This window comes from Polyangium mundeleinium (assembly GCF_028369105.1).
GTDB classification, from domain to species: domain Bacteria; phylum Myxococcota_A; class Polyangia; order Polyangiales; family Polyangiaceae; genus Polyangium; species Polyangium mundeleinium.
The window spans coordinates 4,596,229-4,608,403 of sequence record NZ_JAQNDO010000001.1; the positions used below are offsets into that span (position 1 = coordinate 4,596,229).

General features: G+C 70.5%; 8 protein-coding genes. 5 read left to right on the top strand and 3 right to left on the bottom strand.

The window, feature by feature from the left end:
- Positions 1-4: 4 nt before the first annotated feature.
- Positions 5-2,758: an ATP-binding protein gene (locus POL67_RS18350; RefSeq protein WP_271918742.1), complete on the bottom strand. Its 2,754-nt coding sequence runs from the start codon at positions 2,756-2,758 to the stop codon at positions 5-7.
- Positions 2,759-3,019: 261 nt separating this feature from the next.
- Between POL67_RS18350 and POL67_RS18355 the strand changes: the two genes are divergently transcribed.
- From POL67_RS18355 to POL67_RS18365, 3 genes are all read left to right on the top strand, one after another.
- A complete protein-coding gene (locus tag POL67_RS18355; protein WP_271918744.1) occupies positions 3,020-5,749 on the top strand; it encodes a hypothetical protein in 2,730 nt (909 codons plus the stop codon).
- Positions 5,750-5,859: 110 nt separating this feature from the next.
- Positions 5,860-6,750 carry an SDR family NAD(P)-dependent oxidoreductase gene (locus POL67_RS18360; protein WP_271918746.1) on the top strand — a complete coding sequence of 297 codons (891 nt, stop codon included), beginning with the start codon at positions 5,860-5,862 and terminating at the stop codon, positions 6,748-6,750.
- The gene (locus POL67_RS18365) at positions 6,747-7,205 is read left to right on the top strand and encodes a MarR family winged helix-turn-helix transcriptional regulator (protein ID WP_271918748.1); all 459 of its coding nucleotides are present in this window, start codon (positions 6,747-6,749) and stop codon (positions 7,203-7,205) included. The genes POL67_RS18360 and POL67_RS18365 overlap by 4 nt, the downstream gene beginning before the upstream one ends.
- A gap of 264 nt (positions 7,206-7,469) precedes the next feature.
- Here POL67_RS18365 and POL67_RS18370 read toward each other — a convergent pair whose 3' ends face one another.
- Both POL67_RS18370 and POL67_RS18375 read right to left on the bottom strand, forming a co-directional pair.
- Complete coding sequence (locus POL67_RS18370; protein WP_271918750.1) at positions 7,470-7,685, bottom strand: hypothetical protein; 216 nt, start codon at positions 7,683-7,685, stop codon at positions 7,470-7,472.
- Positions 7,686-8,050: 365 nt separating this feature from the next.
- Entirely contained in the window at positions 8,051-10,012 is a 1,962-nt protein-coding gene (locus POL67_RS18375) for a serine/threonine-protein kinase (protein ID WP_271918752.1), read from the bottom strand.
- A gap of 174 nt (positions 10,013-10,186) precedes the next feature.
- Between POL67_RS18375 and POL67_RS18380 the strand changes: the two genes are divergently transcribed.
- Positions 10,187-11,002 (top strand): STAS domain-containing protein, encoded by an 816-nt coding sequence (locus POL67_RS18380; RefSeq protein WP_271918754.1) that lies wholly within the window; start codon positions 10,187-10,189, stop codon positions 11,000-11,002.
- Between the two features lie 32 nt (positions 11,003-11,034).
- On the top strand, positions 11,035-12,162 hold the full coding sequence (locus tag POL67_RS18385) for a tetratricopeptide repeat protein (protein ID WP_271918756.1): 1,128 nt from the start codon (positions 11,035-11,037) through the stop codon (positions 12,160-12,162).
- Positions 12,163-12,175: the final 13 nt, after the last annotated feature.

The window sequence follows — 12,175 nt, forward strand, 5'->3', positions numbered from 1 at the left end:
CGCGTCATGCGCCGTGCGCGGCAAACCGCGCGGGGGTGTTCGGATCCAGCAAGTACCCTTTGGGGTGGTTCACGAGGAGCGCGCCGAGCCCCTCCTTGCGCAAGCTGCTCAGCGCGACCCGAAGGCGCGCGACGGCCGCGCCGGACAAGATGCGCTCGTTCGGCCATCCCTTCGCTACGAGATCCTTCACGGACATCGGGGCGCCGGGGCGTTCGAGGCGCTGCTCCGTCAAGGCGACCAGGAGGCGGCCGAGCAGGCGCCGGCGCGAGCAGTCCACACGCCTCCCCGAGGGCAGGCGGAACCACTCCCCCTCGGGATGGACGAGCAGCGCCGCGTCCTCGGCCGCCCGTCCATGCGAAAGGAGCGCGTGTTCGAGCGAGCGGCGCGCGCGTGTGGCTTCGAGGCGCGGCGGGGTGAGGGGCGCCGCCGCGAGCCGTCGCTTCGCGGAGGCGACGGAGAGCTCCGCGCCCGCGAGATCGCCGCTGGCCTCGGCCTCGCGGGCGAGCGCGAGATCGAGGTGCCCGCGCAGGTAGTGGATGACCGCGGCGTTCGTGGGCCGCTCCCGCGCCCAGCTCGGCCGCTCCGCTTCGGCGAACGCCTCGCGCGCGGCGTCGAGCCGCCCGGCCGTCGCCTCGACGCTGCCGAGCCACGCGTGGATGGCGACCTCCATCGAGTGCTGGTCGCGCAGGCTGACGAGCGCGCGCTTGAAGCTCTCCCGGGCCTCGCTCACTCGCTGCGCCATGAAGAGATGGCTCCCTTGGTGCCCGAGGACCACGCCCAGCGTGTAACGATCGCCGATCTCGCCCGCGATGCGGATCGATTGCTCCCAGTACGCCTCCGCTTCGTCCGAGCGTCCGAGCTCGTCGGCGATCGACGCCAGGCTGCTGAAGCAATTGGCCAGGTTCCGCCGGTTGCCGAGGGCGCGGTGAAGGGCGACCGCGCGCTCGCCGTGCTCGCGTGCCTCTTCGAGGCGCCCGAAATGGATCTGCGCGACGCAGAGGTTGCCCTCCGCCATTCCCTCGAAATGGATGTCGCCCGCCTCGCGGTGGAGGGGCAGCGCCTTCAGAAACGAATCCCGCGCTTCGTCCTGCGCTCCCTCGAAGACCCGGATCACGCCGAGCACGGTCAGGGCGCGCCCCTGGAGGCGGCGATCGTCGGGCTGGATGAGCCCGCGTGCGCGTTCGAGCGCTGCATGGGCCTCGACCAGACGGCCTTGAAAGAGGTGGACGAGTGTCCGGGTGAAGCGCGCTCGCACGAGCGCGTCGGGGTCGCGGGTGTGGGTCGAGAGGGCGCTCACCTCCTCTGCATCCGCGAGGGCGCGCGGATAATCTCCCATCAGCCGGTGCACCTCGGCGCGCGCGGCGAGGGCCCGCGCGCGGAGGTCTGTGTCGAGCCCGGCCGCGCCCGAGGCGCTGAGGACCGCGTCGTGCAGGGCCGCGGCCAAGCGGAGCGGCCCGTGCACCGTGAGCGCCGGCTGGAGCGCGAGCGCGACGCGCGCCGCCGTGCGCACGTCCTCGGCGCGCGGTGGCCCGATCCGCTCGAACGCGCGGCGGTGCACCGCGAGGAGGTTTTCCCTTTCGGCCAGGAGCCAGCGCCGGGCCTCGACGCCCTCTGGCCCGTCGGCCTTCGCGGCCCAGAGGCTCGCCTGCTCTTCGTAGTAGGCCGCGTGCCGCGCGACGGCGGCGCCTTCCGCGCCTCGCTCGCGCAATCGGTCCCACGCGTAGTCGCGGATGCTGAGGTAGAGCGTGAAGCGCGCGTCGTCGGGGCCCTCGCGCGGCGCCTCGCGCGCGAGCAGCGATCGATCACGGAGCGATTGGAGCACGTCGGCCACGCGCGGGGCGCCCTCGCCGAGGTCGATGACCCGCTCGGCCGCGTACAGATCGAAGCTGCCGCGAAAGACGGCGCAGTGCGCGAAGACGGCTTGCTCCCAGGGGTCGAGCGCCCTCCACGACGCATCGATCGCATCGCGGAGCGAGCCGTGCCGCGGCCCGCCGCTCGACGCCCCGCGCACCAGCACGTCGAACCGGCGGCGCAGGTGGTCGAGCAACGTGGCCGTGGAGAAGACGCGCATGCGCGCGGCGGCGAGCTCGAGCGCCAGCGGCAGGCCGTCGAGCTCGCGCACGAGCGCGGCCGTGCGGGGCGCTTCGTCCGTCGTGAGGGTGTAGCCGTGCGCGACGAGCCCCGCGCGATCGACGAAGAGGCGGACTGCTTCGGAGTCGGCGACGTCGGCGCTCCCCTGGGGGAGCGGGAGCGGGCCGAGCTCGAGGATCGCTTCGCCTTCGAGATCGGTTCGTGTCCGCGAGGTGACGAGGAACCGTGCGTCCGGCGCGCGCTCGCGCAGGGCCGGGAGCGTCGCCTGCGCGTGGGCGACGAGGTGCTCGAAGTTGTCGAGGATCACGAGGACCCGGCCCCGCGCGGCGATCGCGTCGGCGAGCTGCGCGAGCATGCCGGCGCTGTGGCCCGCGGTGAGGGGGACGTCCAGCGTCGCGCCCAGCGCCCCACAGATGCCATCGACGCCGGAGGCGTTGGTGAGATCGCAACTCCACGCGCCGCCTGGATAAGCTTCGGCGCGCCGGAGCGCGTACTCGTGGGCGAGCCGCGTTTTGCCTACGCCCGGAGCGCCGAGCACGCTCACCAGGACCTCGGTGGTGAGCCGCGCATGGAGCGCCGCGAGCTCGGGCTCCCGTCCGATGAACCGCGTCGAGCGAGCCTTTACGTTGGTCCGCGGCGATGGGGACGAGCGCGGCGCGTTTCGCACGATCGTAGCCCAGGACTGTAGGGGACGACCAGGGGGGTGTCGACGACGTGCGCCTTTGCGCAGGGTGAGGGGCCGCACGTCGGTGCGGAGGCGCCGCGCGGGGAATCGCGGGGCCATCTTATCGAGAGATTATCGACATCTTATGCGCCGGCGCGTGCGATTCGATCTACGAACGGCAGCCGGGACAATCGTGGACGATTCGAACGACGGGCCCCGCTTTGCCGCGTGCGCGTTGCTCCTCCACGAAATGAAGGAGACATCATGAACTTCCGTATGGGTTGTCGCGTGGCGACGGTGGTGTTGTGGAGCGCCTCGGCGTTCGCCTGGATGGGCTGTGGTGATAGCGAGTCGGCGACGGCGGGCGGCACGGGGGGCAGCCCGGCGACGACCGTGGGCTCGGGCGGCGGCGGGATGGGGGGCATGGGCGGCGACGGGATGGGGGGTGCGGGCGGCACGTCGTCGAGCGGGGGTTCGCTCTGTGGCAGCGGCACGACCGACTGTGACGGCACCTGCGTCGACACGGCGCTCGACCCGAAGAACTGCGGCGCGTGCGGCAATGCCTGCGCGACGGGCGAGCTCTGCTCGATGGGCACCTGCGGCGTCGTCTGCCTGGGCGGAACCACGCAATGCGGGGATGCCTGCAAGGACACCTCGGTCGATCCGGCGAACTGCGGCGCGTGCGACCAGGCCTGCCCGGCGGGGAGCGCCTGCCAGGGCGGCGTTTGCCAGGCGGCCGGCTGCGGCCCGGGGCAAACCACTTGCAGCGTCGGAATGAACCAGTACTGCGCGACGATCAGCATCGACCCGCAGAACTGCGGCGGTTGTGGCTTCGTGTGCCCCACGGGCCAGGTCTGCTCCGGCGGGCAATGCGCGGCGACCTGCACCGGCAAGACGTCCACCCTCTGCGGCGGCGGCTGCGTGGACACGGCCTCCGACAACCTCAACTGCGGCGCTTGCGGCCACGCGTGCCCCGCTGGCCAGGTGTGCTCGGGCGGCACGTGCGCCGCGACGTGCGCGGCCAGCGAGGCCACGTGCGGATCGGGGGCGACCACGCATTGCGCCGATGTCCACGACGACCCGCAGAACTGCGGCGCCTGCGGCGTGGTTTGCCCCGCGGGCCAGCTCTGCTCGAACGGGAGCTGCGCGTCGTATTGCAGCGGGCTCGCCGATACGAGCTGCAGTGGGCTTTGCGTGAACACGGACAACGACAAGCAGAACTGCGGCGCCTGCGGGAACGCCTGCGCGGGCATGCAGGTTTGCTCCGGCGAGCAGTGCGGCGACACATGCGCGGCCGGGTACACGACCTGCGGGGACGGCGCCGGCGCGTATTGCGCAGAGCTCCCGAACGATCCGCAGAACTGCGGCGCGTGCGGACAAGCGTGCCCGGCGGGAGAGGGCTGCTCGCAAGGCGTCTGCGCCGCCGCCTGCAATGGCGTCAACGGCACGTTGTGCGGCGGTCTCTGCACGAACCTGCTCAATGACCCCGCGAACTGCGGGAGCTGCGGCTTTGCGTGCGCGCCGGGGGATGTCTGCGCGGCCGGCCTTTGCGCGACGTCCTGCGCTTTGGGCACGTCCACGTGCACCGTCGGCGCCACGAAGCAATGCGTCGACGTGTCGGTGGATCCGCAGAACTGCGGGAGCTGCGGGCACGCGTGCGCGCCGGGGGAGGTCTGCTCGAATGGGACGTGCGGGGGCTCGTGCCAGACGGGCTACGACACGTGCGGCGTGGGCGCGTCGGCCTTCTGCACGCATCTCGACAACGATCCGAACAACTGCGGCGCCTGCGGCCAGAGCTGCGCGCCGCCGCCCAACGGGAGCGCCACGTCGTGCACCTTCGGCGCGTGCGGCTTCACGTGCCAGCCGGGATATGCGACGATCAACAATGGCAATACATGCCTCACCCTGAAGAACATCTCGGCGGGTTCCCATCACACGTGCGGGATCACCGAGAGCGGCGCCGTCATGTGCTGGGGATACAATGTTTATGGCCAGCTCGGGGACGGCACGACGACAAGCCGCACGTCCCCGGTCACCGTCCTCAACCTGAGCGGACCGGCAACCAAGGTATCGGCGGGGATGCTCAGCACCTGCGCAGTGCTCACCAATGGCAAGGTGCAGTGCTGGGGGTACAACGCCAACGGCGAGCTCGGAAACAACACGAACCAGAACAGCCTCACCCCGGTCGACGCCCAGGGCCTCACCGGTGTCGTCGACATCCAGTCCGGGTACCTGTTCACGTGCGCGCTGACCAGCGCGGGGGCGGTCGCGTGCTGGGGCTACAATGCCTATGGCCAGCTCGGAAACGGGACCGGCAACAGCGCCATCGTCCCCGGGATGGTCGATGGCCTGAGCTCCGGCGTCACGGCGATCGCGGTTGGGCGGTCGTCCGGCTCGGCGGATGGCACGGGCGCGCATGCGTGCGCCGTCACCACCGCGGGGACGGTGAAATGCTGGGGGTACAACGGTTATGGCCAGCTCGGTGACAACAGCACGGCGACCCGTCTCACCCCCGTCGACGTCCTCGGATTGAGCGGCGTCGGAAGCATCGCGACGGGTGGGTTTCACACCTGCGCCCTCACCAAGATGGGCGCGGTCAATTGCTGGGGATACAATGGCAATGGCCAGCTCGGCTACGCGACGGCCGGTGGCCAGTCCTGGACGTATGGGCCGGTGGTCGGCCTGAGCACGGGTGTTCTGGGCATCGCGGGCGGCGGGTACCACACCTGCGCCCTGACCCAGGCGAAGAAGACGCTTTGCTGGGGGTACAACGGCCATGGCGAGCTCGGAGACGGGACCACCACCGACAAGCCGGGGTTGACGGCCGTCCAGGGCCTTCCCGCGGGTGGCCTCCCGGGCATCGTGAAGACAGGGATCTTCACCACCTTCGCGGAGACGGCGGACGGCCGCGTCCTCGGGTGGGGCTACAACGAACACGGACAGCTCGGGGACGGCACCACCACGGGCCGGAGCCTTCCGACGCCGATTCATTGAGGGGGCCCGGCCGTTGTCGTTGACAGAAGTCAATCATCCATCATGGTGGACATCTGTCAACGACTTGCGGTCGCGCGAGCAGCGCGTCGCCGCTGTCTCGCGGAGGAGCCATGTCCTTTCCAGGAGCGCCGTCCCGTCCCGTCATCGTCATCACCGGAGCCACCCACGGCATCGGTCACGCCGCGGCGATCGAGCTCGCTCGCCGCGGCGCCCGCCTCGGACTCGTCGCCCGCAGCGAAGCCAAGGCGCGGACGACGCGTGCAGATATCGAGCGCGCGGCGCCGGGCACCCCGGTGGATGTCTTTCTCGCGGACCTCTCCGCGCAAGCCGACGTCCGCCGGGTGGCCCGGGAGCTCGACCACGCGTACGACCGCATCGACGTGCTCGTGAACAATGCCGGTCTGCACGCGTTCGAGCAGCGGATCACCGCGGACGGGCTGCCGGAGATGGTCGCCGTCAACTACCTCGCGCCCTGGCTTTTGACCCATTGCCTGCGCGACAAGCTCGTCGCCTCGGCCCCTTGCCGGATCGTCAACGTCGCCTCCGACGCCCACCGCAACGTCCGCGTACTCGATCCCGCGCGCCACCTCTGCTCCACGCAAGCGTTCACCGGAAGGGAGTCGTCCGAGCATTACGCCCGCTCGAAGTTGATGGATATCCTGTTCACGCAGGAGCTCGCCCGTCGGCTCGCGGGCACCGGGGTCACGGCCAATGCCTGCTGTCCCGGCCTCAATGCCAGCGGGCTCGGGCGCGAGTCGAAGGGGTTCACGCGGCTCGCGGCCCTCTTCAACCGGGTCGGCCTGTTCCGCCCCGAGAAGGGCGCTCGTATCCTGGTTCGCCTGGCCCGCGATCCGGCGCTCGAGGGCGTGACGGGCGAATTTTTCTCCACGGTGCGCCTCTTTCAGGCATTTCCTCCTGCGCCGATGCGACAGGACAGGGAGCTGCAACGACGTCTTTGGGAAGCCACCGCCGCGCTGGTTGGGGAGGGCGTCTCTCCATGAGCCGAAAGGAGTGCCGCGAGATCGACCGCGAGAAGCTCGTCGCCTCCGTGGGCGAGCAGGTGAGCGCGCTGGTCACCGCCGCTCGAGCCCTCACGGCGGCGGCCTCCGCCGAGCTCCACCCCGATCTGCAGCCGGCCGCGTTCCATGTCGTGCAATGGATCAAGGCGTTTGGTCCGGCTCACGCCGGGACGATCGCCGAGGGGCTCGGCATGGACAAGAGCGCGGTGAGCCGGTTGATCGGCGACCTCAAGCGGACGGGCATCCTCCGCGCGACGCCGGATCCGAACGATCGCCGCGCCGCGCTGCTCTCCATCACGGCGCTCGGTGAGAAGCGGCTGAAGAAGGTTCAGGAGCAAAAAGGGCAGGTGTTCTACAAGCGGCTCGAGCGCTGGAGCAGCGAAGAGCTGGCGACCTTCGCCGAGCTCTTGCGTCGCTTCAACACGCCGCCTCCGTAGCGCGGACGCCCGGGGGCTGCGGATCGCCACGATCCGCCCCCCGTTCGATGACGTATCCGCAGGGCGTGCGCGGCGCGTCTCTCGCGCGCGCAAGGGAGGTTGTTCGACGCGGCCGCGGCGTACGCGGACGCTCCGCGTGGTGCCGAAGGAGGACATGCGGATCGAGCTCACGTTGAAGCCTCTCGCGTCACCCGCGCCCGCGCCCGCGCCGAGGGCGCAGGCGCTCGACGTGTTGCCTCTGTCGCTGGCCATGAACGAGCTTGGTCACGCGCGCGTGTCCACCGAGCCGACGTTCACGAAGCAGGAGGGTCCGTTCGCGTACGAGGATCCACCGAGCACGCAGCCGGCGGAGACGCGGAAGACGACGCGCGGATCGATCGGCGCAGGCCCCGTCGTCGTGTTCGGGGTGGCGTCGTGGATGCCGGCTGTCGGGATCGTGGCGGGAGGAAGTTGGAGGCCAAACGAGTTCCTCGCACCCAACTTCGCTGTACACGGCGGGGTGGACTTGCGGCCCCCAAGAGGAGACGATGCAGGGAGCGCGTCTGGGCAACCACCTCGCGTCTGTATCGCCTTCTCCTGGGGGCCGTTTGGCCCCGATCGACAACACGACGCAATCCTCACCCCCCGGGCGAACGGTACGTTCGTGAATAGAAAGGGGAGAGCGCGCCCCAACCAGAGTGCCGGCTTGGCGGTTTTTCTCGGCCCGTCTCCCGGAGACCGGGTGGGGAACTCGAGTTCGTGGATCCAGCGCGAACGCGCCCTCCAAAAACCTGTTCGTCTCAGAACGAGCGACCTGTCAAGCCAAACTCTGCGTTCTTTCCTGCGGGACGTTTGTCTCCGGAAAATCAGCCCCCGAGCCGGGTCACCGGCGGGGGCGGAGGCGTCGCCGAGCGCGCCTCGTCCGGCAGGAGCTGGCGCAGGTGCCAGGCCTGCATCGCCGAGCGCACCTCGGCTTCCCGCAGCGCGAGCTGCACGCGGCCCATGACCACGCTCGGCGCCACGATCAGGAACACGCTCCCGAGCGTCAGCGCCACGAGCGTCGGCACCTCGGGCAGCGATACGCCTTGCGGCAGGATCACCATCGTCCCGTTCTGGAACATGTACGAGCGCGGGATGATCCCGAGGAGCTCGAGGCCGAGCGGCACGAGCAGCCCGAGCGAGCCCGTCGCGAGGATCGCCGCCCGGAACCGGCCCGAGTGCGTCATCGAGAACGAGAACGTGAAGATCGACAAGAGCATCGGCACGAAGAAGAGCGGGCCGAACGCGCGCGTCACGAAGCCGAGCGCGAGGATGTTGAACAGAAAGGCGCCATAACTGAAGACGTAGAGCCGGCGCACCTCCTCGGACTGCGCCGCGAGGAGCTTCAGCGCCGCCGAGATCGCCGAGAGGCCCACGATCGCGAGCAGGTGCGCCGTGCTCCGCACGCCCATCCAGAGGGCGAGCGGAATCAAGAGGATCAGGTTCCCCACATCGAAGCGCACGCCGTCGCGCAACGCGAGCCGCAGCCGGCCGAAGCCCCGCGCGCGCACTTCAACCCGCGCGTCCGGCACGATCTCGCTCGGCGGTGTGGTGATGATCCGGGCGAGGAGGCGCAATGCGTCGCGGTTCGTCGGATCGAGCGCGAGGGCGCGGCCAACCTCCTGCATCGCCTCGCGCCGGGCCTCGGCGGCCTCCGGGCCGGGTCCGTCGGCGCGGCGGGCGGCGGCCTCGGCAGCGTGCGCGTGGCGGCTCGACATCTCGCGGCGCACCGAGATGTCCGTGTCGCCGGCGAGGAACCGCTCGATCACGTCGTGCAGGTCACGCGCCGAGGCGTACCGCGCGTCCGGGTCGAGCGCGGTGGCTTTGATGCAGATGGCGTCGAGCTCCGGGGGCAAGTCGAGCGTCGGGGCGCGGGTCGAGGCGCGCGCGTCGGCGCCCTGGAGCGTCGCGAGCATCATCGCGTTCCAGGTGTCTTTCGTGTGCAAAGCGTCGAGCGTCAGGATCTCGAACAGGATCGCGCCGAGCGAGTAGACGTCGCTGCGCGCGTCGAGCGTGGTGACCTTTCCCATCGCCTGCTCGGGCGACATGTACCCGAACGTCCCGAGGATCTTTCCGGCGGCCGTCTTCAGGTCGTCCGAGGAATCGTCGAGCGAAAGCGCGACCTCGGGGGCGTCCTTGCGGAGCTTGGCGAGGCCCCAGTCGAGGACGTAGACCTCGCCGAAATCGCCGAGCATCACGTTCGAGGGTTTGAGGTCCCGGTGGAGCACGCCGCGGGAATGGGCGAAGTCCACGGCGAGGCAGGCGGCGGAGAACGCGCGGAGAAGCTTTTGACGGCTGTAGGCCTCGACGATCGCGGGGTCTTTTTTGCGCAGGCCCTTCACGATCTGCGCGAGCGTCAGGCCCCGCAGGCATTTCATCGTGAAGTAAATCGAGCCCTCGATGTCGACGCCGAGGTCGTAGACCGGGACGATCGAGGGGTGTTCGAGCTGCCCTTGGACCCGCGCCTCCCGCAGGAACCGCGCGCGGACCTGCGGATCGGACTGGTAGATCGGCAGGATCACCTTGCGCGCCACGTCGCGGCCGATGCGCGTGTCTTTGCAGAGCGCGACCTCGCCCATCGCGCCGCGGCCGAGCCTTCGTCGCTCCACGTAACGATCGAGCGGCTCGACGCCGAAGCCCTCGCCTCCGGCGGGATCGACGGGCGGGGGCACGGAGAAGATCCGCGCCGGCGGCGGGACCGAGGTGCGCGCCTCTTCCTCCGGGGCCTTCGCCGGCTCTTCCACGGAGTCGTCGAAGAGATCGGGCTCGGAGGTCCGAGGACGCTTCATGGATTCAAAGCAAGCTGAAACCGCATAAGGGGTCAAGCGCCGGGCGGCACGCCGTTCGATTTCGTACCCGCGGTCGGGTCCCCCGGGGCCGTGAGGCGGCACGCCGGCTCTGGATACGTGTCCGGGCGTGGAAAGGCATTTTCGGGCAGGAAGATCCTGTTACCACTGGCGTGCATGCAGCGGGTCATCGACGCATTTCAGGAAGGGATCGACACGAACGTGGCGGAGGCGTGTGAGCGCGCCCTCGCTGCGGGGAGCCCTTTTTACAGTCGTCTGACGCGCGAGCAGCTCCTCGCCTCGGTCAGGCGCGTGTTCCAGGCCGTCGCGCACGATCTCGCGACCGGCGTGCCCGAGGCCGTGGTCGCGCTCATGGGCGCGGTCGGGTCGCTGCGGAGCTCGCAGGGAGCGAAGGTCTCGGACATGCTCCGCGGGCTGGAGACGGGCTTCCAGGTGGTCACGGAGCGCTTCGGCGAGCGATTCCGTGACGATCCCGAGGCGCGTCTCTTCTGGGAGATGGCGCGGAGTCGCCTGAGTTATGCCGGCGCGGCCGCGCTCGCGGACGCGTTCCTCGAGGCGCGCGAGCTGATCACGCAGGCGCAGGCCGAGGAGATCTTCGAGCTCTCGGCGCGTGTCCTGCCGCTCGCGCGCGGGGTGCTGCTCCTGCCGCTCGTCGGCCGGATCGACGGCGCGCGGACCGAGCGTATCCTGGAGGTCTTGCTCGCGGCCGTCTCCGCGCACGGGGCGAGGGTGGTGCTGATCGACGTGACGGGGCTGCCGGCCGTCGACGAAGGGGTCGCGTCCCACCTCGTGCGGGCGGCGTCCGCGGTGCGGCTGCTCGGGGCCGCGCCGGCGCTCGTGGGGGTGGGGCCGAACCTGGCGCGGACGATCGTGGCGGGCGGGATCGACCTCGGCGGGCTCGTGACGCTCGCGCGGCTCGAAGATGGGTTACACTGGGCGCTGGGGCTGCTCGGGCGGTCCCAGGGGCGTTGACGGGAGCGAGGCGCGCGGAGGGAGAGGCGGCGGTGCGCGGGGCGTGGGGGCGACGGTGGCTGCTCGTGGGCGCATGGCTCGTCGGGGCCGCGGGCTGTCAGCCCGCCGCGCGCCCGCCGAAGGGGCCGGCGATGACGATCGCGGACCTCGTCCGGGAGGCGCGCGCCGAGGGGGTTTCCGTCGAGGATCCGCTGGTGATCGACGCCGAGATGAAGGCGGACGTCGAGCGGGTGGTGGGGCGCATGGGCACGCCCGAGGAGCGGCTGCGGCGGCTCTCGCGGTATTTGCGGGACGACCTCGCGTTCCAGTATGCGCCGAGCCAGTCGCTCACGGCGCGCGCGGGCTTCCGGGCCCGGCAGGGCGATTGTGTCTCGTATACGCACCTCTTCACGGCGCTCGCGCGGCACCTCGATGTGCCGGTGTATTTCGTGTACGTGCGCAAGGTCGAGGGGCATTACGAGAAAAACGGATCGTTTTTCCTCTCGTCGCACGTGGCCGTCGGGTATGGCAGCGGGCCGATGGCGGTCGTCATGGATTTCGCCAAGGAAGCGCCCGATTGGACGCTCTCCTTGTACAACACCATCGACGACGGCACGGCCCTCGCGCTCTACCAGAACAACCTCGCCGTGGACGCGATGCAGGCCGGGCGTCTCGACGAGGCGGAGGCGTCGATGCGCTTCTGGCTCGCGCGCCGGCCGAACGTGGCGGAGATCCACAACAACCTCGGCGTCCTCTTGAACCGCGCCGGGCGGCACGAGGAGGCGCTCGCCGTCCTGCGGCGCGGGATCGAGGCGTTTCCGCGGTACGAGCCGCTCTACACGAATGCGATCCGGTCGGCGCGCGCGGCGGGCAAGCAGGACGAGGCGCTCGCGCTCGTGGGCCGCGCGTCGGCGCTCGAAGAGGGGGATCCGCTGCTCCTGCTCGCGTCGGGGCTCAGCCTGTACCAGGCGGGCGATGATGGCGCCGCGGCCGAGCGGCTGGAGCGCGCGGCGCTCGCGCTGCCCGACAATGCGGTGATCGCGGCGTGGCTCGTCCGGGTTTACCTTCGAGCGGGCAGGCGCACAGCGGGCCTCGGGGCATTCGATCGGGTCCGCAAGCTCGCGCCTGCGGGGAAGCTCGAGCAGGATCTCCGGCGCGAATTTCCGGAGCTCGGGCCGTGAGGAACGCGCCCGG